Here is a 23,819-nt window from a genome sequence, read left to right on the forward strand (position 1 = left end):
CCCCGAACATGACCGAAGCCGCCGCCACGCCGCACGCCCTGCCCGCCGACCCGACGCCGGTCGCATCCGAACGTGATCTGCTCAGCAAGTTCGACGCGCTGATCGCCGAACGCGAGGCGCTGCTGGCGACCGGCGTGCGCGATCCCTTCGCGATCGTGATGGACGAGGTGAAGTCACCGACCCAAGCGGTGATCCGCGGCAAGGACACGATCCTGCTCGGCACCTACAACTATATGGGCATGACCTTCGACCCGGACGTGATCGCGGCGGGCAAGAAGGCGCTCGACGAGTTCGGATCGGGCACCACCGGCAGCCGGGTGCTGAACGGCACCTATGATCCGCACAAGGATTGCGAAGCGGCGCTGCGCGAATTCTACGGCACGACCCACGCCATGGTGTTCTCGACCGGCTATCAGGCGAACCTCGGCATTATTTCGACGTTGGTCGGCAAGGGCGAATATATCATCCTCGACGCCGACAGCCATGCGTCGATCTACGACGGCTGCGCACTCGGCAATGCCGAGGTCGTGCGCTTCCGTCACAATTCGGTCGAGGATCTCGACAAGCGGCTCGGGCGCCTGCCGAAAGAGCCGGGCAAGCTGGTGGTGCTCGAAGGCGTCTATTCGATGCTCGGCGACATCGCACCGCTGCCCGAAATGGTCGCGGTGGCGAAGAAACACGGCTGCATGGTGCTGGTCGACGAGGCGCACGGCATGGGCTTCTTCGGTCCCAACGGGCGCGGCGTGTATGAGGAACAGGGCGTCGAGGCCGACGTCGATTTCGTCGTCGGCACCTTCTCCAAATCGGTCGGGACGGTCGGCGGCTTCTGCGTCTCCAACCATCCGAAGTTCGACGTGATGCGGCTGGTGTGCCGGCCCTATGTCTTCACCGCGTCGCTGCCGCCGTCGGTAGTCGCTACCGCCGCGACCTCGATCCGCAAGCTCCGCCATGCCGGCGACAAGCGCGCGCATCTGTGGCGCAATTCGAAGCGGCTGCACGGCGGGCTGAAGGATCTGGGGCTGAAGCTCGGCACCGATACGCCGCAATCGGCGATCATCGCCGTGATCCTCGAGGATCAGGCCCAGGCGGTGGCGATGTGGCAGGCGCTGCTCGACGGCGGCCTGTACGTCAACATGGCGCGTCCGCCCGCGACCCCGGCCGGCACCTTCCTGCTGCGCTGCTCGCTATGTGCCGAGCATAGCGCCGAACAGGTCGAGACGATCATCGGCATGTTCGAGGCCGCCGGCAAGGCGGTTGGCGCGATCTGATCCGACCTACTCCCCTCCCTTGTCGGGGAGGGGAGCAGTAGCACCCTCGCAACGGGACTAGCTTCGCCCGCAACCTCCGCTATAGCCGTGCCCATGCCATCGATCGATCGCTACATGGCCCGGCTGATCGCGGTGCCGCTGTTCTCGACCCTGCTGATTTCGGCGATGCTGCTCGTGCTCGACCGGATGCTGCGGTTGTTCGACTTCGTCGCGGCCGAAGGCGGACCGGTCAGCGTCGTGTGGCGCATGCTGGCCAATCTGCTGCCCGAGTATCTGGGGCTGGGCATCCCGATCGGGCTGATGCTCGGCATCCTGCTCGCCTTTCGCAAGCTCGCAACCTCGTCCGAGCTCGACGTAATGCTCGGCGTCGGTATGAGCTATTGGCGGCTGCTGCGCGTGCCTTTCTACTATGCAACGGTGCTGGCGGCAGCGAACCTCGCCATCGTCGGCTTCGTCCAGCCGCTCGCGCGCTATAATTACGAGGCGCTGCGCTTCGAACTGCGCTCGGGCGCGCTCGGCGCGTCGATCAAGGTCGGCGAATTCACCAAGCTGGGCGACCGGATGACGCTGCGCATCGAGGAAAGCCGTGGGTCGGGTGCCGACCTGCGCGGCATCTTCGTACAGGCCAGCCAGCGCGACGGCCAGTGGCTGGGCGTGACCGCCGAGCGCGGCCAGTTCCTGCGCACCGACGATCCCAACACGATCATCTTCCGCCTGACCAATGGCACGCTGATCCACAACGCGCCCGATTTCCGCGTGCCGCGCACGCTGACCTTCACCGCGCACGACCTGCCGATCGATCTGCCCAAGTTCGGCAACTTCCGCCCGCGCGGCGGCCGCGACCTCGAACAGACGCTGCCGCAGCTCGCCGTGGCCGGCCATGATCCCAAGGTCAGCGAGGAGGATCGCGACGCGGCGCGCGCCAATTTCCACTTCCGGCTGGCGGAGGTGGCGACGATGTTCCTGTTGCCGCTGCTGGCGCTGGCGCTTGGCGTGCCGGCCAAGCGATCATCCTCGGCGCTCGGCGTGTTCCTGTCGATCGTGCTGCTCGTGACCTATCACAAGGTCAATGAATATGGCGAAGCGGTCGGCGGCCTCGGCCGGATCGATCCGATCATCGCGCTGTGGGGGCCGTTCCTGCTGTTCGCCGCGCTGGTGTTCCGGCTCTATTATGTCGTCGCCTATGTCCCCGGCGGCCAGCCGATCGGCGGGCTGGAACGCGGTGCCGCCAAGCTTGGCAAACTGATCGGCCGGTATCTGCCGGGCAAGCGCAAGGCGGCGGCGTGATGCGTGCGCTGTTCCCCTCGACCACGATCGCCGTCTATATGGCGCGGCTGTTCCTTGTGCGGACCTTCGCGATCCTGTTCGCGCTGGTGCTGGTGTTGCAGGCGCTCGACCTGCTCAGCGAAAGCGGCAAGATCCTTGCCCAGCCGGGCAATGGACAGGCGGAAATCCTGCGCTACGTGTCGCTGCGCACGCCGCAGATCGTTGCCCGCTTCCTGCCCTTTTCGGTGCTGCTCGGCACGATCCTGACGCTGACGCAGCTCAACCAGAACAGTGAGATCATCAGCCTGAAAGCCGCCGGCCTGTCGGCGCATCAGGTACTCGCCCCGCTGATCCTCGCCAGCTTCGGCGTCGCCGCGCTGTCGTTCGGCTTCAACGAGCGGGTCGTGGCGCGCGCCACCGCGACGCTCACCGCATGGGACAATGTCGACTATGGACCGATGCCAGTCGACCGTGGCGATCGCACCAACGTGTGGGTGCGCGACGGCGACAATCTGATCCAGGTCCGGCAGGTGTCGGGTCGGGGCGAGGCCACCCGGCTGCGCGGAATCACCGTCTACACCCGCGAAGGCTCCTCGCTCCGCGCGCTCGTCACGGCCAGCGCGGGGCGGCGCGAAGATGGTGCATGGCGGATCGAAGGGGCGGAGCGTTTCACCGTCGCAAGCGGATTGCGCGAACGGTTGGGCACGCTGCGCATCGCCGGCGGCGTGCGGCCCGACCAGTTCACGCTCCAGAACGTCGATCCCGATGGCCTGTCGTTCACCCAGCTATCGGTGGCGATCGACGATCTGACCGAAGCCGGCCGGCCGACCAAGGCGCTGGAAGGCGCGTTGTGGCACAAGCTGTCGGGGCCGTTGTCGGCGGTGCTGATGCCGCTGCTGGCGGCGGTCGCGGCATTCGGCGTGGCACGATCGGGCAAATTGTTCGTCCGTGCGGTCATTGGCATGGCGCTTGGCTTTACCTATTTCGTGGCGGACAATTTCGCGCTGGCGATGGGGAACCTGGGTGCCTATCCGCCGTTTCTGGCGGCTTGGGCGCCGTTCCTGTTGTTCTTCCTGATCGGTGAGGCCGTGCTGATCCGTACCGAGGAATAGACGCGATACCGTCCCACTTTGGCCGCAAAGCGTCGCCAAAGCATCACGATGGGCGTTACATGCCCGGTCAAGGAATCGTTTGAGGAAGTTGTGCCGATGACCGCGATCACCGAGAAGCAGGGCTTCTGGAAGAAGTCGCACCATCTCGACAAGATGACCTTCAAGGAGTTGGTCGTCGCGTTTTTCCAGTATCCGGCGATCATCGCCTATCTGGCGCTGTCGGTCGTCGCGGTCGGCCTGTTCATCTGGTCGCCCGCGCCGCTGGTGCCGACGCTGGCGTCGATCGGCATCGCGATCGTCGCCTATCCGCTGGTATGGTATGTGCTGCACCGCTGGGTGCTGCATTCCAACTGGATGTTCAAGTTCGCGCCGCTCGCCGCAACGTGGAAACGCATCCATTACGACCATCATCAGGACCCCAACCATCTGGAGGTCCTGTTCGGTGCGCTCCACACCACGCTGCCGGCGATCGCGATCGCGACCGCGCCGATCGGCTATGCCATCGGCGGGTTCGGCGGGGCGATGGCGGCGCTGGCGACCGGCCTGCTGACGACCTGCTTCTACGAATTCTGCCACTGCATCCAGCATCTGGCCTACAAGCCAAAGAACAAGCTGCTGGTCGCATGGAAGCGCAAGCACATGGCGCATCACTTCCACGACGAACATGGCAATTTCGGCATCACCAACTTCTTCTGGGACAAGATTTTCGGGACCCATTACGAGCGTTCGGAACGGCCGGAGAAGAGCCCGACCGTCTTCAACCTCGGCTATACCGAGGATGTCGCGAAGAAATATCCGAAGGTCGCCGAACTGTCTGGCGGCGTTGCCAAGGGGCACCCGCGCTACCGCGGATGACCGATTTGTCATTTGATGTTTGATACGGGGCGGCGCATTGCCGCCCCGTTGTCGTTTGGGGGGAAGCCATGTCGATCACCGTCCGTCCGGTCCTGTCCGCCGCCGATCGCAAGGCGTTCATCGCCCTGCCCTATCGCCTGTATGCCAATGATCCGCACTGGGTGCCGCCGCTGAAATCGGAAGTTGCCGCGACGATCGACCCCAAAAAGAACGGCTGGTTCAGCCATGCCGAAGGGCAGCTTCATATCGCCGAGCGCGACGGCCGGGTAGTCGGGCGGATTTCGGCGCATCTCGACACGCTGGCGCTGACGATGCCCGCCGACAAGGGCTTCGGCCCCGGCGTCGGCTTTTGGGGCATGTTCGAGGCGGAGGATGGCGAGACCGCAGCGGCGCTGATCGCAACGGCCGAGGAATGGCTGCGCGGCAAAGGCATGACCAAGGCGATCGGGCCGTGCAGCCTGTCGATCTGGGAAGAACCCGGACTGCTCATCAAGGGACACGACCACAGCCCGACCGTGCTGATGGGGCATCATCTGCCGCAATATCAGGGGTGGATCGAGGCGGCGGGCTATCAGGGCGTCAAGCAGCTCGTCACCTATGAGCTGGACATCACCAAGGACTTCCCGCCGATCGTCCAGCGCATCGTCGCGGCGGGCGAGAAGAACCCGCGTATCCATATCCGCCGGGTCGACAAGTCGAAGTTCGCCGACGAGGCGGCGATCATCCTGCGGATTTTGAACGATGCGTGGTCGGACAACTGGGGCTTCGTGCCGCTGACTCAGCCCGAGGTCGACGACGTCGGCAAGAAGCTCAAGCCGCTGGTGTTCGGCGACCTGATCCGTATCGCCGAGCTGGACGGCGAACCCGTCGCCTTCATGATTACCCTGCCCGACATGAACGAGCCGCTCAAACCGATGAAGGGCAATCTGTTGCCGTTCAACTGGGCCAAGCTGCTGCTGTGGCTGCGCGCGCCCAAGGCGCGGACGATGCGCGTGCCGTTGATGGGCGTGGTCAAGAAATTGCAGGCGTCGCGCATGGCGAGCCAGCTTGCCTTCATGATGATCGAATATATCCGCCGCGACGCGGTGGCGAAGTTCGGCGCGTCGCGCGGCGAGATCGGCTGGGTGCTCGACGACAATCAGGGCATGAACGCGATCGCGACGACGATCGACAGCCGCATCAACCGCATTTACCAGATGTACGAACGCCAGCTTTGACGGCGCTTAGCGGATGCGCTGCGCCAGTGCGGGATCGATGCCGTCGCGCAGCCAGCGGGCGTAGCTGCGGCACAGCTTGGTCGGGGTGATCGACCCCGTCCGCGCGTTCTTGAAACAGACGCGGGTCGTCGGGCGGATCGGCGTGCCGTCGGCAAGCTGGATCGTCGTGGTGGCAAGCGTGGCGGCGGCAGGGGTTGCCACCTGTGGCGCAGCAAGGAGCAGCGCCGCGAACAGGGTCGCGATCGGCATGGGAGGGTTCCGTCGATAAAGGGGTTGGTTGGTGCCGGGCTTTGCTCCCGTGCCGGCGGGCGGGGTTCAGCGGATGCGGCGCAGCTTCGTGGGGTTGACGCCTTCGGCCAGCCAGTCGGCATAGCGCCGGCATTCGACGAGCGGGAGGTGCGATGCCGGACGGGGGCTGCGGATACAGATCTTCGTCCCGGCGGACAGCGGCGTGCCGTCGCGCATCGCGCCGGTGAGCGGGGCGGTTACCGTCACCGTCGCGGCGGTGGACGGGGCGGCGGTGAGGAACAGCGCCGCGATCAGGGTCGAGAAGGCCATCGGATCGGTCCTTTTTCGGGATCAGCGGCGGCTGGTCTTGAGCATCGCGTCAATATCGACGCCCATCGCCTGCCAGTTGCGGCGGGTTTCACAGCGGACACGGTTGATCCGGGTGCCGGTCAGGTCGAGCTGGACGCAATAGCGGGTCTTCGATGCGGGCAGGATCGACGCGGCGGTCGTGGTGGTGCCGGCAGCGGTGGCGGCGGTCGTCGTGGTCGCGACGGTATCGGGTTCGGCGGCGATCGCGGGGGTCGCGATGGCGAAACCGAGGGCGAGCGAAGCGACGAGGCGGATGGTGGTCATGATGCTGTCTCCCTGTGCAGTCCGGTGTTTCACCGGGCTTGCTCATAGCATTGCACCCGCCGTGCCAGTTTTACGATCCATTATAAATCAATGACTTACGCAATGACTACAATTGTAGCTGTGGGAAATGCAACCAATTCGCGGCGAATTACGCCATTGGTTGGGATAGCCATACGGCCGCCAAAGTTTACAAAGTTTACACTTGCCCGCGTTTTGTTGCGTAGCGTTCGCAATAGTGCCCCGCCCCGTCAACCATGACGATATGGCGCGGCGCGCGAGTGTAGGACAGTGCCGCCGAGATCAGAATCGGCGCGAGATACCGCTGTAGCAGCGCAGCGACGGCGCGGCGGCATTGAGGCCGACCACGCCGCCGGCATCGAGGAACAGGTCGTCGGACAATTGCCATGCCACCGACAGCGCGGCACTCGCCTGCCCGCTACGGTCGGCGCGCTGCCATTGCAGTTCCGCCGTCGTCGTCAGCTTCTTGGCCAGCGCGATGTCGAGGCCGAGCACCGCCCCCGGATCGACCTCACCGTTGGTCACGGCGACCTGTGGCGAGAATTGCACGTTGAACGTCTTGCCCAGATCATAGGTGATCGGGGCGATGAGCGCCGCGCTCCATTGGCCATCGCCGATCGGCGCGCGACCGATCGGTATCGTCAGCGAGGGTTGCAGGCCATAGGACAGGCCGCTGCCGTCGGGATGGTGGAGATTGATCCGGCCCCCGAGCGTCACGTCGCCGCTGCGCGCCGTGCGACGGCCATCATCACGGTCGCGCGCGATGCCCAGCGGGGTCCAGCCGATCTGCGCCTCGACCCGGTCGGTCAGGCCGATCCGCAACAGGCTGTCGCCGAACAACACGGTGTCGCTGTCGTCGTCGCGCTCCCAGTCCGACAGCGCGGTTTCGATCGCGACCCGGCCGGGATCGAGCACGCACGCCGACTGGCCGAGGCTCGGCCGGGTCGAGCAATAGTCGCGCGCCTGCGCCACGCCGGGCAGCAGCAGCGCGGCCAGCGCCACCGCGGGCAAGCGGATCACCGCAGGCGGACCCACGTCGGCGCGTGGTCGCTGGCGCGTTCCCGGCCGCGATGCGCCTTGTCGACGCCAGCATCGACCAGCCGGTCGGCAGCGGTCGGGCTGAGCAGCAGATGATCGATGCGGAAGCCGGCGTCGCGTTGCCACGATCCCGCCTGATAGTCCCAGAAGGTCCACACCCCGCCCTTGGGAAAGCGGGTACGCAGCGCATCGGTCCAGCCCTGCGCCAACAAGGCGCGGTAGCCGGCACGCGATTCGGGCTGCATCAGCGCGTCGCTCGCCATCGCCCGGACCGAGAACACGTCGTCGTCGTTGGGGATGACGTTATAGTCGCCCGCCAGCACGACCGGATGCTCCTGCGCCAACAGATCGGCGGCGCGGGCGCGCAGGCGATCGATCCAGCGGAGTTTGTAGTCGAACTTGGGGCTAGGCTGCGGATTGCCGTTGGGCAGGTAGATCGAGGCGACGACCAGACCGTTCATCTCCGCTTCGAGATAGCGGCTGTGCGCGTCGTCATCCTCACCGGCGAGGCCGCGCTGGCGCTCGACCGGATCGACACCCTTCGCCAGCACCGCGACGCCGTTGAAGCCCTTTTGCCCATGCCACAGCGCGCCATAGCCGGCGTCGCGGATTTCGGCTTGCGGGAAGGTTTCGTCGCTCGACTTCAGTTCCTGAAGACACACAATATCGGGCGCCTCCTCGGTCAGATATTCGATCAGCCGGGGCAGTCGCGCCTTGATGCCATTGACGTTGTAGGTGACGATCTTCACGTCAGACGGCGAAGCTGGTGCCGCAGCCGCAGCCCGAGGCCGCTTGCGGATTGGTGACGCGGAACGCCGCGCCGCCGAGCGATTCGACGAAATCGACCTCGGCACCGCGCACCAGATCGATGCTGACCGGATCGACCACCAGCCGCACGCCATCGGTTTCGGCGATCAGGTCATCGCCATCGGGGGCGTCGGCGAGGCCGAAACGGTACTGGAATCCCGAACAGCCGCCCCCCTCGACCGAGAGGCGCAGGATCGCGGGCTTCGCCTGCTTGGCGGCGATCGCCGCCACGCGCGCGGCGGCGGCGGGCGACAGGGTGACTTCGGGGATGGCGTCCATGGGAGGGAGATAAGCGCCGGGACGGCTGGGGGCAACTATAGGTTGCGACAGGTGGCGAGCTTGGCCCGTTCGAAAGTCCGCCACATCGACAGCGTCATTCCCGCGAAGGCGGGAATCCATAGACGCCATGTTTCGTAATGGAGCCGAACCGTCGGCGTATATGGATCCCCGCCTGCGCGGGGATGACGGCTTATCGGACAGCAGGGAGCGACGCGGGCAGGCTGTAATCCCGCCTTGGCGGGAAGAACGACATCGGCCGGTATCAGTTCGCCGGGCCGCCCATCCCCAGCCGTTGACGCTGGGCGCGGTCGGCGGCCATCGCCAGTTCGCCGGCCTGCAGATAGGGGGCGGGGTTCACCGCCGAGCCGTCAATGCGGACTTCGTAATGGAGGTGGCTGCCGGTCGAGCGGCCGGTCGAACCCATCAGGCCAATCAACTGGCCGCGCTTCACCCGGACATGGTCGGACACGAGAATCTTCGAGAGATGGCCGTAGCGGGTGGCAATGCCCTTGCCGTGGTTCACTTCGATGAGGTTGCCATAGCCGCCGGCGCGTTCGGCGCGGGCGACGATGCCGTCGGCGGTGGCATAGACCGGGGTGCCGATCGGGCCGGGGATGTCGACCCCGGCGTGCATCGCGGCGGTGCCACGGAACGGGTCGGAGCGGACGCCGAAGTTGCTGGTGAACGCCATATGCGCCACCGGCTGGAACGAGGGGATCGAGATCGCCGCCTGTTCGATGCCGTCGAGCTTCTTCCAGCTCAGGAACAGCGCGCGGAACTGGGCGTCGGCGGCGGCATCGGCGGTCGGCGCATTGGCGGTGGCCGCAGCGGCCGTCGCGGCATCGACGGGTTCATAGGGGCCGCCCATCGCCGGGGCGACGCGACGCGGATTGAGGCCGAGGCGCTTCATCGAGCGCGCGGTGTCGGCATAGCGGGCGTCGGCCATCGCCTTCGCCTGTGCCGCCATCGTCGCCTGCCGGCGGGCGACGCGATCGAACGGGCGGGTGACGATCGGCGCGGCATCGACCGACGGCTGGGCAAGCGCGGCGAGGACGAGCTGGTCGGCGTTGTCCGATCCGGTCAGCACGGCAGCGAGCGCCTGCTGGCGGCGATCGATCCGGGCGGCGTGTGCGCGGGCATCGGCGCGCAGGCGGACGACGTCGGCGCGCATGGCCTTCACCTGCTGCTGCATTGCGGCGACGCGGGTTTCGGCGCTGGGGCCATCGACCAGCCCGGCGGCGGCGGCGGTACCGAGCGCGGCATGGCCCATGCCATAGCCCGAGAAGGCGACGGTGATGGCGGCGAAACCGGCGGCGAGTGCCTGTGCCCGGCCGGGGATCGACAGGCGGCGCAGGCGGCGACCGTCGTGCAACAGAAAGTCGCGGGTACGGAAGAAATCACGGAACCGGCTGACGATCGCGGTGTTCGTGTTCGATACAGACGTATTCGGCATTATGGTTTCGCGACCCAGCGTTGCGATCGTGCCGGTAGCCCGACACGTTCGGTGAACCCTTGTCTCGACAGCAGCCCCTCCGCGCCTCGACGGAACGAGGGAATGACCGACTCTGTGCCCTTTATGCAACGGGGCAAGGGGTTCGCGCGCGGCCAACCGCCGCCATCGCGCGGCGAAGCGTTAACGATGCGATGCGTGGGTGGGTCATCCGCAGCACCGCGCGGTTGGTAGCGGTATCGCAATCGATTCGGATCAACCCGCGTGGCGCACCGCAGCTAGCACGGCGGCGGCGTGACCGGGGACCTTTACCTTGCGCCAGACATGGGTGAGGCGACCATCGGCGGCGACCGCGAAGGTCGCGCGTTCGATACCCATATAGGTGCGACCGTACATCTGCTTTTCGCCCCATGTGCCAAAGGCTTCGCAAACCGATCCGTCCTCGTCCGACGCCAGCGGGACGGTGAGATCATGTTTGGCGGCGAAGCGCGCAAGCTTGGCCGGGGTATCGCGCGAGACGCCGAGGATCGTGAAACCGGCGGCGGCGAACTCGCCCTCAGCCACGGAAAAATCCTGTGCTTCGCGGGTGCAACCGGTCGTGTCCGCCTTGGGATAGAAATAGACGATGAGACCGCTACCGATCCGGTCGTGGAGGGCAAAGGGCGTGCCGTCGCTGCCGGTCAGGCGGACCGAAGGTGCCATGTCACCGATGTTCATTGTCCGTCGCTCCCCTGTCGTACCGCGGCCCATGCGACGGACACCGCCTGCCGTGTGGCGTCGAGCGTGGCAAGGCTTGCCGCCCAGTCGGGTTCGCCCAGCGCCGCCGCGAGGATCGGGCGGGTGGCGGGTGCGGGCGGCTGCGCGTCGGGCGCGACGAGGCGCATCGCGACGATCAGCCGGGTGAGGAAATCATGCGCCTGCCGCATCGTGCGCGGTAGCAGCCCGGCGGCGACCAGCGCGTCGATCGCCGCGCCCAGATCGGGGGTGAGGCCGATGTGGTGGCGCAGTTGCAGGACGTGGACTGTGAATTCGAGGTCGACGAGCCCCCCCTCCCCCAGCTTCGCATCGAGCGGGCCGGCGGGCGGCTTGTGGCGGGCCATCTCCTCGCGCATCGCCGCCGCTTCGGCGGTCACGTCGCGAAGCGGACGGTCGCCGCGCAGCACCCGGTCGATGATCGCCGCCGCCTGCCCCCGCGCCGCCGCCGATCCGGCGATCGGCCGGGCGCGGGCGAGCGCCATATGCTCCCATGTCCACGCATCCTCGCGCTGATAGCGTTCGAAGCCGGCGAGCGAGACGACCAGCGGCCCCTGCGCGCCCGAGGGACGCAGGCGGGTGTCGACCTCATACAGCGGACCGGCGGCGGTCTGGACCGACAGCGCGGCGGTCAGCCGCTGGGCGAGGCGGTTGTAATAGAGGACCGCGCCGAGCGGCTTGGCTCCATCCGATTCGGCGGAGAAATCGCCGGTGAAGCAATAGACGAGGTCGAGGTCGGAGGCATGGGTCAGCGCGCCGCCGCCCAGCCGGCCGAGCGCCAGCACCACCAGTTCGCTGTCGGGAACGCGCCCGTGGCGGCGGGTGAAGTCGGCCACGGTCGCCTGCGTCAGCACCTCCACCGCCGCCTGCGCGACGCGGGCATAGCCGCCCGCCACCGCCAGCGGATCGCCGGTGCCCGCCACCACCTGCACGCCCAGCATGAAGCGCTGTTCGTTCACCACGTCACGGACATGGTCGAGCAGGCGTTCATAGCCCTCGCCCGCGCGGGCCTGCATCATCGCCACCAGTTCGGCGACGCTGCCGACGGGGTCGAGCGCGCGGGCGTCGATCAGCGCATCGAGCAAGGTTGCCCGCCTGGCCAGCGCATCGGCCAGCGTCGGGGCGTGGCACAGGATGGTGCTGAGCAGCCGCGCGAGCGCCGGTTGCGCTTCGAGCAGGCGGAACAGGTTGATGGCGCTGGGCAACCGCGCCAGCATCGCGTCGAGCCGGAGCAGCGCGGCATGCGGATCGGCGGCGGTGGCGAGGCCATCGACCAGTTGCGGCAGGCTGTCCTCCAGCGCGGCGCGCGCGGCGGGGCTGCGCAGTGCGGGATAGGCCCCGCCGCGCCAGTCGCCAATCCGCCGCGCCGCCGCCTCGCCATCGGCGAACCCCGCCGCCGCCAGCCGCCGGGCGAGCGAGGCAGGCTCGGCCGGAAGAGTCGTGCCGCCCGCCCCGTCGAGCCGGTCATAGACCGACGCGACCGCTGTGACGTGCGGCCGCAGCAGGTCGAGCAGCGCCGCGCCATCCGCCAGACCGTGGAGCCGGGCGACATTGTCGAGTGCCGGGCCTTGCGCGGGCAGGCTGTGCGTCTGGCGATCGTCGACCATTTGCAGGCGGTGTTCGATCGTGCGGAACAGCGTGTAGCCCTGCGCCATCGTCACCGCCTCGTCGGGTGCGATCCGGCCCGCCTGCGCCAGCGCCGCCAGCGCGTCGAGCGTCGCAGGCGCGCGCAGCGCCGGGTCGCGCCCGCCGTGGACCAGTTGGTGGACCTGCGCGAAGAACTCCGTCTCGCGGATGCCGCCGCGGCCGCGCTTCAGGTCATAGCCGGGGCCGAACGCCTGCCCCTGCGCATAATGGTCGCGGATGCGGCGGGTGATGTCGCGAATCTCGCCGATCGCGCCGTAATCGAGCGCGCGCCGCCATACGAACGGACGGATCGCCTCCAGAAAGCGACGGCCAAGGGCGATGTCGCCTGCCGCCGCCCGCGCGCGGATGAACGCGGCGCGCTCCCATGGCAGCGCGGCGGATTCATAATAGGAGACGGCGGCATCGACCGGCAGCGCGATCGGCGTCGCTTCGGGCGAGGGTCGCAGGCGCAGGTCGACGCGCAGGACATAGCCATCGCCATCGCGCGTCTGGAGCAGTTCGGTCGCGCGCCTGGCGATGCGCACCGCCGCCTCGGCCGGGTCGTCGCGCTCGCGCCGGGGCAACGTCGCCGGATCGTAGAGCAGGATCGGATCGATGTCGGAGGAATAGTTGAGTTCGCGGCTGCCCTGCTTGCCAAGCGCGATCGCGGCAAAGCCGGTCGGCGCGGCGCCCGGCGTGCGCTCCTCGATCGCGGCATGGATCGCGCGGGTCAGCGCATGGTCGGCGAAATCGCTCAGCGCATGGGTGACGGCGGCAAGATCATAGACCCCGGCAAGATCGCCCAGCGCGACCAGCAACGCCAGCCGCCGCCGCTCGATCCGCAGCCGCTGGCCGATCGCCATCGCGGGGTCGTCGACCGCGACCGCCGCCAGCGGATCGACATCGAATCCGGCAAGCCCGTCGAGAAAGGCGGCCTCGCGGTCGAGCAGCGTTGAAAGGAACGACGATCCGGCCCGGACCCGGTCAATCAGTTCAGCGGGGAAGTGCATCGTCGCCGTCTCCTGCGCCACCGGGACCCGCTATGGCACGGCACCATGATTTCGTCTTGCGATCCGGCAAGCAACGATTCGCAACAGCGGACGTTGAAACCGTTATGGCACCGAACGATCCATCCCTGCACAAATCCGCGATTGCGGACCAGATCGTCCGTGGGCCGACACGCGCCGACGGGATCGGCCATGCGCTGCGGCGCAGTTTCGATCCGGTAGGGGATTTGCCCGAGGAATGGCAGGAATGTCTGCGGCGGCTGGGTCGCACCGCGCACCACTGAACATCATGGCGTCGGTTTTGCCCTACGGCCTGACACGATCGCTCGCCAGGATCAGCGATCCCTGCTCAGATCGTCGACCTCGCCCATGATCGTGTCGAGCACGGTCTGTCCGCCATTGTCCGGCTGCGATGCGCGCGACGGCAACTGACCCTCGGTCATCAACGCTTCCAGCGCGACGCGGCCACGGGCCACGCGGCTCTTGATCGTGCCGACCGCCACGTTGCAGATTTCCGCTGCCTCTTCATAGGCGAAGCCGCCTGCGCCGACGAGGATCAGCGCTTCGCGCTGCGGTTGCGGCAGGTGGAGCAGGGCGCGCTGCATGTCGGCCAGTTCGACATGGCGATCCTGGCTGGCGGGCGCGGCGAGAATCCGGTCGGCGACCAGATCGTCCCACTCGCCCTTGAAGCGGGCGCGGCGCATCTGCGACAGATACAGGTTGCGCAGGATGATGAAGGTCCACGCACGCATGTTGGTGCCGGCCTGAAACCGCTGGCGCGCGGCCCATGCCTTCAGCAACGTTTCCTGCACCAGATCGTCGGCCAGATCGCGGCTGCCCGACAGCGACCGGCCAAAGGCGCGCAGATGCGGGATCACCTGTGCCAGTTGTTTCTTGAATTCCGGGTCGGAGAGGGCGACGTGCTCATGCACCTCGACATCCGCGTTCTCGGCACTATCGGGTTCGGTCATTCTTATCCGTTCGATACGCGGTCGGCCAACGGCCCGACCCGAACATAGGGTCGGCCGCCGCCGATTGAAAGCGGCGGCCGGGACATCGGTCCGGTCAGGACAGCAGGATATAGGCCATGACGATAATCACCGCGGTCAGCGATACCGCCAGCACATAGCGCGTGACGCCGGGGGTCGACCCGGCGCGGGCGTCGGTCTTGCTGACATGGATGCGTTCATTGTCGTTTGCCATGCCTGCTCCAACCCCCGAGTTTCGTTTTGGGTCCGTAATCGTTATGCCTGACCGGGCACCGTCGCTTCGTCGAAGAACAGCGCCTGGCTGATCGCCGCCTTAACGGTCGAACGCTGGAACGGCTTGGTGATGAGGAACGTCGGCTCGGGACGCTCGCCGGTCAACAGCCGTTCCGGGAAGGCGGTGATGAAGATCACCGGCACATTGAATTCGGACAGGATGTCCTTCACCGCGTCGATACCCGAGCTGTCGTCGGCGAGCTGGATGTCGGCGAGGACGAGGCCGGGCCGGTCCTGCATCGCCAGTGCGACCGCCTCGTCGCGCGTCACGGCGACGCCGGTGACTTCATGGCCGAGATCACGGACGATCTGTTCGAGGTCCATCGCGATCAGCGGCTCGTCCTCGATAATCATCACCCGCGAGCGGGTCTGCTGCTCGATCTCGCGCAGCGCCTCGGCGACCAGTTCCTCGACCTCGTCATGGGTCGAATCGATCAGATAGGCGGTATCTTCGTTGGTGAAGCCTTCCATCGCGGTCAGCAACAGCGCCTGGCGCGACAGCGGCGCGATGCGCGACAGGCGCGCCTGCGCGATCACTTCATTGTCCGATCCGCCAAGGCTGCCGTCGCCGAACGCCTCGGGCTGCGACGAGCCCCAGATCGCCTGGAAGGTGCGATACAGGCCCAGCCGGGGATCGACGTCGCGCGGGAACTCTTCCGGTGCGGCGACGATCGCCTCCAGCGTCGCGCGGACATATTGATCGCCCTCGCTCTGGCTACCGGTGAGCGCACGGCCGTAGCGCCGCAGGAAAGGGAGGTGCGGCGCAAGCTGCTGTCCGAGCGACATGGTCAGTCAATTCTCCTTCGTCCCACCACCGGTCCGACGTATCGGGCAAATGGCGAGCGTGCAAAAACAGATCGATACGGGACCGGGAAGGACGCCTCCCCCGAAACGCATCGACCCATGGAACCATCGAGCACGTCTTTTGTTTCCATGGGCGCCCGACCAGCTTGTCCAAGCCTGTCTTGACCTCTGCGGGGAGCGGGTTTGGTTTTAGCCGGCATCGGGCCGGGCACCGGGGGAAGGCTTACATTCGTGCAGGATGGTGAAAAGGCGGCGAAGCAGCCCAGCGCGACATCGACGGTCGCGTCGCAGGCCGACAAGACCGACCGGAAAGACTCTTCCGTTTTGGGGAATGCGTTGCGTGCGGTCTATCAGGACGCGATCGGGGAATCTGTACCCGATGAGATGCTGGACCTGCTCAGCAAGCTGAAATAGCCGTCGTCCGCGTGACGACCTCCCCCTCCGTTCGCCGACATCGCGCCAGCCCGGCCGTCGCCCTTCGCCGCATGGCGACGGGCGCGAAGCTGGTGCTGATCCTCAGTGGTGCGTTGCTGCCGCTGGCACTGATCGCGCTATATGCCACGTTCCAGACCGCGCGGACCGCCGATCTCGACACGCGCGCGCGCCTGCGCGTCGCCGCGACCGAGGCGTCGCGGGCGATCGCGATCGAACTGGTCGGCGACATGACCGCGCTGCGCGTCGCGACCAATGCGCTGGCGCTCGATCCGGCCAACACGCCGGGCTGCGCGCGCGTCGAAGGGGTGTTCGCCCAGCAATCGACCAGCGGCGCGCGGTTCGCGATCCGGGGCCTCGACGGGCGGCTGGTCTGCGGCACCGACATTCCGACACCGCAGCGCGGCAAGCCCGACGCCAACGGGCTGCGCGCCCAGTTGGGCGACAAGGGGTTGCTGGTCGATATTGCGGGACCGGGCGGCCGGTCGCGTGCCGTCGCCTTCTTCCCGGCCGCGATGCTGCGCGATCTGGCGCAGCCCAGCGGCTATGCCGCGCCCTTCTCGGCGCTGCTCCGGCAGGACGGCGATGGCGATGGCGCGCTGCCGCTGGAGACGATGCCGGTCGAATCCGGGTTCCAGCGGCTCGAACGGATCGATATTCCGCTGGGGCTCGACGATCTCGAACTGGCAATGGTGGTGCGCAAGGCACCGATCACCTCCTCGGCGATCGTCGCGATGCTGCTGCCGCTGGTGATGTGGATTGCCGCCACCGGCATCGGCTGGCTGGTCGTCGACCGGATGCTGATCCGGCCGTTGCGCCGGTTCCGCGACGACGTCGGCCGCTATCGCCCCGGCGAGCCGCTCGCCCCGGTCGATCTGGGCAGCATTCCCGCGCAGGAAATCGCCGATCTGGGCGAGACGTTTCTCGAACTCACCCGCACGGTCGAACGGCACGAACAATCGATGGCCGACGGGCTGGTGCGCCAGACCAAGCTGACGCGCGAGGTGCATCACCGCGTCAAGAACAACCTGCAGGTCATCGCCAGCCTCATCAACTTCCATGCCCGCAGCGCGCATGGCGAAGCGGCGTCGGACGCCTATGCGACGATCCAGCGCCGGGTCGACGCGCTGGCGGCGGTGCATCGCCATCATTATGCCGAGATGGAGGAAAATCGCGGGCTGGAACTGAAAGCAGTGGTCGGCGAACTGGCGTCGAACATCCGCGCCACCGCGCCCGACGGATCACGGAGCATCGGCATCACCCTCAACGTCGAACCGGTGCTGGTGACGCAGGACGTAGCGGTCGCCGTCTCGTTCCTGCTGACCGAATTGATCGAGCTTGCCGGATCGGTCAATCCGCAGGCGCCGATCGGCGTGTCGGTGCGGCAGGTGGCGGACAGCGACACCGCGCTGCTGCGCGCGGTATCCCCCGCGCTGGTCGAGAGCGATGCGCTCGAAACGCTGGTCAAGCAGCGCTACGGGCGGATCATCCTCGGCCTGTCACGGCAGTTGCGCGCGCCGCTGCACCATGATCCGCTGACCGGTGCCTATGAGATCACGATTGCGGCCAAGCCGGGCTGACGTTTACCGCAGGCCGAGCAGCTTGTGCGTCTGAAGCGATAGCCGCCAGCGCGGGCGCGCCATCGCCAGCGCTACTGCCGCCTTGCGGTTGGCGGCTTCCTGCCCCGCCGCGTCCATCGGCTGGATCAGATGGTTGGCGAAGTCCCAGTCTTCCAGCGCGACCGGATCGATCCCCGCCTGCGGCCAGACCAGTTTCAGTTCGTCGCCGTGCCGCTGGACGACGTCGCTGCCGGCCTTGGGGCTGATGCAGACCCAGTCGATGCCGGGATGCACCGCGATCGTGCCGTTGCTTTCGATCGCGATGGTGAAGCCGGCGGCGTGCAGCGCGTCGACCAGCGCATCGTCGACCTGCAACATCGGCTCGCCACCGGTCAGCACGACGAAGCGGCGCGCGGCATCGCCGTCCCAATGACCGATCACCGCCTGCGCCAGTGCATTGGCGTCGACGAACTTGCCGCCGCCCACGCCATCGGTCCCGACGAAATCGGTGTCGCAGAAGCGGCAGATCGCCCGTGCCCGATCGACCTCGCGCCCGGTCCACAGGTTGCACCCGGCGAAACGGACGAACACCGCGCGTCGGCCGGCGTGGACCCCCTCCCCCTGCAGGGTGAGGAACATTTCCTTCACCGAATAGGTCATGCCGCCTCGAGCGGCGTCTGCGCATAGTCGGTCGGATCGGGCAGGCCGGCCTCGGCGAAGCCCTTCGCGCGCAGGCGGCAACTGTCGCAGCGACCGCAATGGCGCGCGCCGACCGGATCATAGCACGACCAGCTCAGCCCCGCGTCGATCCCCAGCCGCGCGGCTTCGGCGGCGATCTGCGCCTTGGTCATGTGCTGGAGCGGGGCGTGGATGCGGAAGCGATCGCCCTCGGTCCCCGCGCGGGTGGCGAGTTCGGCCAGCGTCTCGAACCCGGCGATGAATTCGGGGCGGCAGTCGGGATAGCCCGAATAATCGAGTGCGTTGACCCCGATCCACAGGTCGCGCGCGCCCGCCGCCTCGGCCCAGCCGAGCGCGAGGCTGAGGAAGATCGTGTTGCGCGCGGGGACATAAGTGATCGGAATATTAGCGCCGATACCCTCCTTGGGCACCGCCAGCGCATCGTCGGTCAGCGCCGATCCGCCGAATGCCCGCAGGTCGAGCGGCAGGACGATATGCCGCTCCGCCCCCAGCATGTGCGAAATCCGCCGCGCGGCGGCCAGTTCGATATGGTGGCGCTGGTTATAGTCGATCGACAGCGCGAGCAGGCGATGCCCCGCCTCGCGCGCGAGTGCCGCCGAAACCATCGAGTCGAGGCCGCCCGAGACGAGGACGACGCTTAGGGGTGCTTCAGTCATGACGGGCCAGCTAGGCCGGGCGGGGCAAAGGCGCAACCGCTCCCAAAGAACGGGCCGCTGCAAAGCGGCCCGGATGAGGTTTCATGTCTTAGGGAAACATGCGCATCCATGGGGATACCGGACGGATATGGCAATAATTAAGCTAAACCACCGCTTAACGGGCGATTTGCGAAAAACCGCCGGCGTCGCGCTCAGCACGTGCCCAGCCGCCGCGCCTCGATCGCGTCGGAAAAGGGCATGCCGTCGGCGATCCCCTCGCTTTCGATGAACAGGACGCGCGGCGTGTCGATCCGCAGGCGGCTGCGGACGTGGCCGGCACCGGGGCAGGTGTAATGCACCGTCGCGCCCTTCGCCGAGTCGTCGATCACGAAGCGGCTGCACGTCGCGGCGCGGTGATGGAGGCGCAGCAGGATTGCCGGGTCGGCGACGCAACTCACGCGCGGCGGTACGGTGGAGCCGGGCATGCGCAATTCCCAGCGGCCGGGCGTCACCCCGTGCATCGCCTGCAACGTCGGCGCGCGCGTGCCCTGCGCGGTCGCGACACCCGTCACCGCCAGCGACACGGTGACGATCCAGCGCCGCCAACCCCAACGACCCCCCATGGCCTTCCCCCTTCGACCCGGATCAGGCCGTTACATCGGCCAGCGCCAACGGAAATTTGGTCGCGCAGAACGCGCAGTCGACGGTGATGATGCCGTTCTCGTCGGCCATGTCCGCACGTTCCTCGACCGGGAATTTTGCAATGACGCCGGCGATATAGTCGCGGTCGCAGCGGCAGCCGCGCACCAGCGGCGTGCTGGCGAGGACGCGCACCTCGCGTTCCTCGTTGAACAGCCGCCAGACGATGGTTTCGAGCGGCACCATCGGGTCAGCCAGCTCGTCGGCGCCCATGGTCGCGCCCAATGCCTCGACATGATGCCATTCGGGATGGTCGAGCCGGGTGTGCAGCCGTTCGCGTCCCTCCTCCCCTTCGGGCAGATGCTGGAGAAAGATGCCGCCGGCGATCCGCGCGCCATTATCGTCGAAGCCGAGGCCGAGCCGGACGAGCGACGGGATCTGCTCCGACTGGAGGAAATAGCTTTCTGCCGCCGCCGCGATCGAATCGCCGTCCAGCGGTACGATGCCCTGATAGCGCTCGCCCGACGTCACCTGATCGAAGGTGATCGCCAGATACCCTTTGCCGAACAGCGCGAACAGCGACGGCTTCTTTCCCAGTTGGGCCAGCCGTTCGCGATCGAAATCGACATAGCCGCGCAGCTCGCCGTTCTTGTAGTCGCACACCATCAGCCGGACGATCCCGCCCTGCGTCTGCGCCTGGAACGTCAACTGCCCTTCGGCATCCTTGAGCGTCGAGCCGAGCAGCGCGGTCAGCGCGAGCGATTCCGCCAGCAACCGCTCGATCGGCGCGGGATAGGCATGGGCGTCGAGGATCGACTGCGCCGCCGGCCCCAGCCGGACGACTCGTCCGCGCGCATGATGGTCGGGCAGGGTGAAACCGATCGCACGATCGAGATCGGGCAGGCGGACGGTATCGGTCAAAACGAGAAGCTCCCCTTGCCCGCTGACCGGGCAAACTGTGATCGATCGCTCACATGGGAAGCTGCAAGTGGTTTCGCAAGCGTTTTGCGATGGGGAAAGAGGATTACTCCCCTCCCTGACAAGGGAGGGGAGCAACGTGTGTCAGCCGATCTGGCCGAAGCACCAGCGCAGAATCGCCTTTTGCGCGTGGAGGCGGTTCTCCGCCTCGGCCCAGATCAGCGATTGCGGGCCGTCGATCACGTCCGCCGTCACTTCCTCGCCGCGATGCGCGGGCAGGCAGTGGAGGAATACCGCATCGGGCTTGGCATGCGCCATCAGCGCCGGGCTGACCTGATAGGGGGTCATCGCCGCCAGCTTCGCCTCGGCATGCGCCTGCCCCATCGACACCCAGGTGTCGGTGACGACGACATCGGCGTCCTGGACCGCCTCGATCGGATCGCGGGTGATCGTGGCGCGGCCGCCCGCCGCCTCGATCACCGCCGGTGCCGGATCATAGCCTTCGGGACAGGCGGCGACGACGTCGAAGTGCAGCAGCGCGCCGGCCTCGACGATCGAATGCAGCACGTTGTTGCCGTCGCCCAGCCATGCCCATTTCAGCCCCGGCAGCGACTTGCCCGCTTCGATCACGGTCAGCAGGTCGGCGACGATCTGGCACGGATGCGAATGATCGGTGAGGCCATTGATGACCGGCACCGAGGCATAGCGCGCCATTTCGTCGAGCTTGGCCGGATCGTCGGTGCGCACCATGATCGCGTCGCAATAGCCCGACAGGACGCGCGCGGTATCGGCGACCGTCTCGCCGCGTCCGAGCTGCGTCGTGCCGGCATCGAGCACCAGCGCGCTGCCGCCCAACTGGCGCATCGCCATGTCGAACGACACGCGAGTACGGGTCGAGGATTTTTCGAACACGCAGGCCAGCGTATGGCCGGCGAGCGGCGCAGCGGCATCAGCACGGCCCTTGGGCCAGCCCTTGCGCGCCGCCTTGGCGTCGAGCGCGTCGTTCAGAATGGCGGCGATGCCATCGGCACCGGCCGAGGCGAGGTCGAGGAAATGGCGCATGGGAATAGGTCCTCTCCCTCCCCGCATACGCAGGGAGGGTCATTCAGATCAATCGTCGGCGACGGGCACATAGACCCGGGCGGCGGCCGACAGCTTTTCGATCGCCTGCGTGATGTGACTCTCGTCGATCACCAGCGGCGGCAGGATGCGCACGACATTGTCGCCCGCCGCCACCGTCAGCAACTGATGCTGATCGCGCAGGTGCGCCACGAACCGGCGGCTGTCGGACTTGAGCTTGACGCCGAGCATCAGCCCCATGCCGCGCACCTCCTGAAACAGATGGTCGTGGTTCGGGATCATCTGTTCGAGGGCGCCACGCAGCCGGTCGCCCATCGCCTTCACATGGGGGAAGAAATCGGGTTCGAGCATCACGTCGAGCACCGCCTGCCCCGCCGCCATCGCCAGCGGGTTGCCGCCATAGGTCGAGCCGTGGGTGCCGAACACCATGCCCTTGGCCGCTTCCTCGGTCGCGAGGCAGGCGCCGAACGGAAAGCCGCCGCCGATGCCCTTGGCCGCCGAGACGATGTCGGGCTTCACGCCATAGTGTTCGTGCGCGAAGAACGTGCCGGTGCGGCCATAGCCACACTGCACTTCGTCGAGCACCAGCATCAGGCCATGCTCGTCGCATGCCTTGCGCAATCCGATCAGGAATTCCGGCGTGGCGGTGCGCAAGCCCCCCTCGCCCTGAATCGGCTCGACCAGAAAGCCCGCCGTGCTGTCGTCGATCAGCGCCAGCGCGCCGTCGAGATCGTTGAACTCGGCATATTTGAAGCCGGGCAAGAGCGGCTCGAACCCGTCGCGCATCTTCGACTGGTTGGTGGCCGAGATGGTGCCGAGCGTACGGCCATGGAACGCCTGGTTGAAGCAGATCAGCGTGTGGCGCTGCGGATTGCCATTGGCGAAATGGAACCGGCGCGCGGTCTTGATCGCGCATTCGACCGCCTCGGCACCCGAATTGGTGAAGAACACCGTATCGGCGAAGCTGTGGTCGACGATCCGCTGCGCCAGTGCCTCACCCTGCGGCGAACCGTAGAGGTTGCTGACGTGCATCAGCGTCGCGGCCTGTTCCTGAATCGCCTTCGTCAGATGCGGATGGCCGTGGCCCAGCGCATTGACGGCGATGCCGGCGGCGAAATCGAGATATTGCGTGCCGTCCTCGCCGTACAGGTAGCAGCCCTCGCCTCGGACCGGACGCACGCCGCACCGTGGATAGACGGGCATCAGTGCGGGGGTCGTCATCGAACTGCTCCTTTGAGAAATATCGGCGTTGTAAACGCAAAAGGGCGGCCAACCGGGCCGCCCGGAGGCGCGCTGTACCGCCCCCTGCCCTGCTACGTCAATTCTTGAGCTTCCACCCCGAGCGCAGCAGGGCGTACGCACCGACCGCCATCGCGATGTCGACGGCAAGGATCACCGCCCCGCCGATCAGCACCGGCGAATCGGCGCGTTCGAGGAAGCCGTAGCGAAACCCTGAGATGATGTAGAAGAACGGGTTGAGATGGCTGATCTGCCGGAACAGCGGGGTCAGCGCCTCGACCGAATAGAAGGTGCCCGACAGCAGCGTCAGCGGCCCGATCACGAAATTGGTGATCGCGGCGGCATGATCGAACTTTTCCGCCCATATCGAGGTCAGCACCCCGGCGAGCGCGAGGAACACCGACCCGAACAGCCCGAACCACAGCACGGCGCCGGGATGGCGCGGCATCACATGGACGCCGGGATACAGCAGCATCGCCCCCCACAGCACGATGCCGACGAGGAACGCGCGCGTCACCGCACCGCCGACCAGTGCGGCCAGCAATTCGCCGGTCGAGAGCGGCGGCATCAGATAATCGACGACCGTCCCCTGGATCTTGCCGACCAGCAGCGCGAAGCTGGAATTGGCAAACGCGTTGTTCAGCATCGCCATGGCGATTAGCCCCGGCGCGACGAAATCAGGGAACGGCACGCCCAGCACGGTGCGCCCCGCCCCGCCCATCGCGACCGAAAAGATCACGAGGAACAGCAGCGTCGTGACCGCCGGTGCCCAGATCGTCTGCAACTGCACCTTGAAGAAGCGGCGCACCTCCTTGATATAGAGCGTGCGCAAGCCCCCCCAGTTGACGTTCCGTATGACGGGCACGCCGGGTTCGGGCAGAGTGATTTTTGCGCGCAACGGGGATTGTTCCTGCATGGCTGCGTCGCCTAATCGCTGGCAGGCGCGGCGGCAAGGATCATGGTCGCCCGAGCGCATCGAACGAAGGACGAGTACG

The 23,819-nt window shown here is 66.9% G+C and carries 27 protein-coding genes; 8 read left to right on the forward strand and 19 right to left on the reverse strand.

Going from position 1 to position 23,819, the window contains the following annotated elements; all coding sequences use genetic code 11:
• Positions 1–8: 8 nt before the first annotated feature.
• The 5 genes from spt to ASE78_RS02865 all read left to right on the forward strand — a co-directional run bounded on the left by spt (position 9) and on the right by ASE78_RS02865 (position 5,718).
• Positions 9–1,268 (forward strand): serine palmitoyltransferase, encoded by a 1,260-nt coding sequence (gene spt, locus ASE78_RS02845; RefSeq protein WP_082466969.1) that lies wholly within the window; start codon positions 9–11, stop codon positions 1,266–1,268.
• A gap of 93 nt (positions 1,269–1,361) precedes the next feature.
• Positions 1,362–2,555 carry an LPS export ABC transporter permease LptF gene (lptF, locus tag ASE78_RS02850; RefSeq protein WP_200909684.1) on the forward strand — a complete coding sequence of 398 codons (1,194 nt, stop codon included), beginning with the start codon at positions 1,362–1,364 and terminating at the stop codon, positions 2,553–2,555.
• On the forward strand, positions 2,555–3,646 hold the full coding sequence (gene lptG / locus ASE78_RS02855; protein ID WP_055755403.1) for an LPS export ABC transporter permease LptG: 1,092 nt from the start codon (positions 2,555–2,557) through the stop codon (positions 3,644–3,646). The genes lptF and lptG overlap by 1 nt, the downstream gene beginning before the upstream one ends.
• 96 nt (positions 3,647–3,742) lie before the next feature.
• Positions 3,743–4,501, forward strand: coding sequence for a sterol desaturase family protein (locus ASE78_RS02860; RefSeq protein ID WP_082466970.1), 759 nt, complete (start codon positions 3,743–3,745; stop codon positions 4,499–4,501).
• Between the two features lie 68 nt (positions 4,502–4,569).
• Complete coding sequence (locus ASE78_RS02865; protein ID WP_056492985.1) at positions 4,570–5,718, forward strand: hypothetical protein; 1,149 nt, start codon at positions 4,570–4,572, stop codon at positions 5,716–5,718.
• 6 nt (positions 5,719–5,724) lie between these two features.
• On the opposite strand, the gene ASE78_RS02870 is transcribed toward ASE78_RS02865, so the two are convergent.
• The 9 genes from ASE78_RS02870 to ASE78_RS02910 form a co-directional block, all read right to left on the reverse strand.
• Entirely contained in the window at positions 5,725–5,967 is a 243-nt protein-coding gene (locus ASE78_RS02870; protein WP_056492988.1) for a hypothetical protein, read from the reverse strand.
• A gap of 66 nt (positions 5,968–6,033) precedes the next feature.
• On the reverse strand, positions 6,034–6,276 hold the full coding sequence (locus ASE78_RS02875) for a hypothetical protein (protein WP_055755399.1): 243 nt from the start codon (positions 6,274–6,276) through the stop codon (positions 6,034–6,036).
• A gap of 21 nt (positions 6,277–6,297) precedes the next feature.
• Complete coding sequence (locus tag ASE78_RS02880; RefSeq protein WP_056492990.1) at positions 6,298–6,579, reverse strand: hypothetical protein; 282 nt, start codon at positions 6,577–6,579, stop codon at positions 6,298–6,300.
• A 300-nt stretch (positions 6,580–6,879) separates the two neighbouring features.
• Entirely contained in the window at positions 6,880–7,617 is a 738-nt protein-coding gene (locus ASE78_RS02885) for a transporter (RefSeq protein WP_162236456.1), read from the reverse strand.
• Positions 7,614–8,384: an exodeoxyribonuclease III gene (xth, locus tag ASE78_RS02890; RefSeq protein ID WP_056492996.1), complete on the reverse strand. Its 771-nt coding sequence runs from the start codon at positions 8,382–8,384 to the stop codon at positions 7,614–7,616. The genes ASE78_RS02885 and xth overlap by 4 nt, the downstream gene beginning before the upstream one ends.
• A 1-nt stretch (position 8,385) precedes the next feature.
• Positions 8,386–8,721: a HesB/IscA family protein gene (locus ASE78_RS02895; protein WP_055755395.1), complete on the reverse strand. Its 336-nt coding sequence runs from the start codon at positions 8,719–8,721 to the stop codon at positions 8,386–8,388.
• A gap of 262 nt (positions 8,722–8,983) precedes the next feature.
• Complete coding sequence (locus ASE78_RS02900) at positions 8,984–10,174, reverse strand: M23 family metallopeptidase (protein WP_056492999.1); 1,191 nt, start codon at positions 10,172–10,174, stop codon at positions 8,984–8,986.
• 252 nt (positions 10,175–10,426) lie between these two features.
• On the reverse strand, positions 10,427–10,888 hold the full coding sequence (locus ASE78_RS02905) for a peroxiredoxin (protein ID WP_056493003.1): 462 nt from the start codon (positions 10,886–10,888) through the stop codon (positions 10,427–10,429).
• Positions 10,885–13,560, reverse strand: a complete 2,676-nt coding sequence (locus ASE78_RS02910; protein WP_056493389.1) for a bifunctional [glutamine synthetase] adenylyltransferase/[glutamine synthetase]-adenylyl-L-tyrosine phosphorylase — start codon at positions 13,558–13,560, stop codon at positions 10,885–10,887. Before ASE78_RS02910 ends, ASE78_RS02905 begins: the two co-directional genes overlap by 4 nt.
• A gap of 32 nt (positions 13,561–13,592) precedes the next feature.
• Here ASE78_RS02910 and ASE78_RS18510 point away from each other — a divergent pair, with 32 nt between their 5' ends.
• Entirely contained in the window at positions 13,593–13,841 is a 249-nt protein-coding gene (locus tag ASE78_RS18510) for a hypothetical protein (protein ID WP_156351261.1), read from the forward strand.
• A 51-nt stretch (positions 13,842–13,892) separates the two neighbouring features.
• Here ASE78_RS18510 and ASE78_RS02915 read toward each other — a convergent pair whose 3' ends face one another.
• The 3 genes from ASE78_RS02915 to ASE78_RS02925 form a co-directional block, all read right to left on the reverse strand.
• On the reverse strand, positions 13,893–14,528 hold the full coding sequence (locus ASE78_RS02915; RefSeq protein WP_055755392.1) for a sigma-70 family RNA polymerase sigma factor: 636 nt from the start codon (positions 14,526–14,528) through the stop codon (positions 13,893–13,895).
• A gap of 94 nt (positions 14,529–14,622) precedes the next feature.
• Positions 14,623–14,760: a hypothetical protein gene (locus tag ASE78_RS19045; RefSeq protein WP_055755391.1), complete on the reverse strand. Its 138-nt coding sequence runs from the start codon at positions 14,758–14,760 to the stop codon at positions 14,623–14,625.
• A 41-nt stretch (positions 14,761–14,801) separates the two neighbouring features.
• A complete protein-coding gene (locus ASE78_RS02925; protein WP_055755390.1) occupies positions 14,802–15,605 on the reverse strand; it encodes a response regulator in 804 nt (267 codons plus the stop codon).
• A 249-nt stretch (positions 15,606–15,854) separates the two neighbouring features.
• On the opposite strand from ASE78_RS02925, the gene ASE78_RS19340 reads away from it, so the two are divergent.
• On the forward strand, positions 15,855–16,037 hold the full coding sequence (locus ASE78_RS19340) for a NepR family anti-sigma factor (RefSeq protein WP_055755389.1): 183 nt from the start codon (positions 15,855–15,857) through the stop codon (positions 16,035–16,037).
• Between the two features lie 71 nt (positions 16,038–16,108).
• Entirely contained in the window at positions 16,109–17,635 is a 1,527-nt protein-coding gene (locus tag ASE78_RS02935) for a sensor histidine kinase (protein WP_056493006.1), read from the forward strand.
• A 3-nt stretch (positions 17,636–17,638) separates the two neighbouring features.
• Here ASE78_RS02935 and queE read toward each other — a convergent pair whose 3' ends face one another.
• The 7 genes from queE to ASE78_RS02970 form a co-directional block, all read right to left on the reverse strand.
• A complete protein-coding gene (gene queE / locus ASE78_RS02940) occupies positions 17,639–18,274 on the reverse strand; it encodes a 7-carboxy-7-deazaguanine synthase (RefSeq protein ID WP_056493008.1) in 636 nt (211 codons plus the stop codon).
• The gene (gene queC / locus ASE78_RS02945; RefSeq protein WP_056493012.1) at positions 18,271–18,969 is read right to left on the reverse strand and encodes a 7-cyano-7-deazaguanine synthase QueC; all 699 of its coding nucleotides are present in this window, start codon (positions 18,967–18,969) and stop codon (positions 18,271–18,273) included. The genes queE and queC overlap by 4 nt, the downstream gene beginning before the upstream one ends.
• Before the next feature lie 191 nt (positions 18,970–19,160).
• Positions 19,161–19,571 (reverse strand): hypothetical protein, encoded by a 411-nt coding sequence (locus tag ASE78_RS02950; RefSeq protein WP_056493015.1) that lies wholly within the window; start codon positions 19,569–19,571, stop codon positions 19,161–19,163.
• 22 nt (positions 19,572–19,593) lie between these two features.
• Entirely contained in the window at positions 19,594–20,508 is a 915-nt protein-coding gene (locus ASE78_RS02955) for an Hsp33 family molecular chaperone HslO (protein ID WP_056493018.1), read from the reverse strand.
• A gap of 141 nt (positions 20,509–20,649) precedes the next feature.
• Entirely contained in the window at positions 20,650–21,567 is a 918-nt protein-coding gene (gene argF, locus ASE78_RS02960) for an ornithine carbamoyltransferase (protein ID WP_056493021.1), read from the reverse strand.
• A gap of 48 nt (positions 21,568–21,615) precedes the next feature.
• Positions 21,616–22,806, reverse strand: coding sequence for an aspartate aminotransferase family protein (locus tag ASE78_RS02965; RefSeq protein ID WP_056493024.1), 1,191 nt, complete (start codon positions 22,804–22,806; stop codon positions 21,616–21,618).
• A 97-nt stretch (positions 22,807–22,903) separates the two neighbouring features.
• Complete coding sequence (locus ASE78_RS02970; protein WP_056493027.1) at positions 22,904–23,740, reverse strand: ABC transporter permease; 837 nt, start codon at positions 23,738–23,740, stop codon at positions 22,904–22,906.
• Positions 23,741–23,819 lie beyond the last annotated feature (79 nt).

Source organism: Sphingomonas sp. Leaf25, from assembly GCF_001421635.1.
Classification (GTDB): domain Bacteria; phylum Pseudomonadota; class Alphaproteobacteria; order Sphingomonadales; family Sphingomonadaceae; genus Sphingomonas.

Coding starts and splice junctions, on each gene's coding strand:
- ASE78_RS19045 (WP_055755391.1), bottom strand. CDS start 14,760: ATGGCAAACGACAATGAACGCATCCATGTCAGCAAGACCGACGCCCGC.
- ASE78_RS02870 (WP_056492988.1), bottom strand. CDS start 5,967: ATGCCGATCGCGACCCTGTTCGCGGCGCTGCTCCTTGCTGCGCCACAG.
- argF (WP_056493021.1), bottom strand. CDS start 21,567: ATGCGCCATTTCCTCGACCTCGCCTCGGCCGGTGCCGATGGCATCGCC.
- queC (WP_056493012.1), bottom strand. CDS start 18,969: ATGACTGAAGCACCCCTAAGCGTCGTCCTCGTCTCGGGCGGCCTCGAC.
- ASE78_RS02880 (WP_056492990.1), bottom strand. CDS start 6,579: ATGACCACCATCCGCCTCGTCGCTTCGCTCGCCCTCGGTTTCGCCATC.
- ASE78_RS02875 (WP_055755399.1), bottom strand. CDS start 6,276: ATGGCCTTCTCGACCCTGATCGCGGCGCTGTTCCTCACCGCCGCCCCG.
- queE (WP_056493008.1), bottom strand. CDS start 18,274: ATGACCTATTCGGTGAAGGAAATGTTCCTCACCCTGCAGGGGGAGGGG.
- ASE78_RS02905 (WP_056493003.1), bottom strand. CDS start 10,888: ATGAACATCGGTGACATGGCACCTTCGGTCCGCCTGACCGGCAGCGAC.
- lptG (WP_055755403.1), top strand. CDS start 2,555: ATGCGTGCGCTGTTCCCCTCGACCACGATCGCCGTCTATATGGCGCGG.
- spt (WP_082466969.1), top strand. CDS start 9: ATGACCGAAGCCGCCGCCACGCCGCACGCCCTGCCCGCCGACCCGACG.
- ASE78_RS02970 (WP_056493027.1), bottom strand. CDS start 23,740: ATGCAGGAACAATCCCCGTTGCGCGCAAAAATCACTCTGCCCGAACCC.
- ASE78_RS02935 (WP_056493006.1), top strand. CDS start 16,109: ATGGCGACGGGCGCGAAGCTGGTGCTGATCCTCAGTGGTGCGTTGCTG.
- lptF (WP_200909684.1), top strand. CDS start 1,362: ATGCCATCGATCGATCGCTACATGGCCCGGCTGATCGCGGTGCCGCTG.
- ASE78_RS02900 (WP_056492999.1), bottom strand. CDS start 10,174: ATGCCGAATACGTCTGTATCGAACACGAACACCGCGATCGTCAGCCGG.
- ASE78_RS02925 (WP_055755390.1), bottom strand. CDS start 15,605: ATGTCGCTCGGACAGCAGCTTGCGCCGCACCTCCCTTTCCTGCGGCGC.
- ASE78_RS02910 (WP_056493389.1), bottom strand. CDS start 13,560: ATGCACTTCCCCGCTGAACTGATTGACCGGGTCCGGGCCGGATCGTCG.
- ASE78_RS18510 (WP_156351261.1), top strand. CDS start 13,593: ATGGCACGGCACCATGATTTCGTCTTGCGATCCGGCAAGCAACGATTC.
- ASE78_RS02895 (WP_055755395.1), bottom strand. CDS start 8,721: ATGGACGCCATCCCCGAAGTCACCCTGTCGCCCGCCGCCGCCGCGCGC.
- ASE78_RS02860 (WP_082466970.1), top strand. CDS start 3,743: ATGACCGCGATCACCGAGAAGCAGGGCTTCTGGAAGAAGTCGCACCAT.
- ASE78_RS02965 (WP_056493024.1), bottom strand. CDS start 22,806: ATGACGACCCCCGCACTGATGCCCGTCTATCCACGGTGCGGCGTGCGT.
- ASE78_RS02950 (WP_056493015.1), bottom strand. CDS start 19,571: ATGGGGGGTCGTTGGGGTTGGCGGCGCTGGATCGTCACCGTGTCGCTG.
- ASE78_RS02915 (WP_055755392.1), bottom strand. CDS start 14,528: ATGACCGAACCCGATAGTGCCGAGAACGCGGATGTCGAGGTGCATGAG.
- ASE78_RS02865 (WP_056492985.1), top strand. CDS start 4,570: ATGTCGATCACCGTCCGTCCGGTCCTGTCCGCCGCCGATCGCAAGGCG.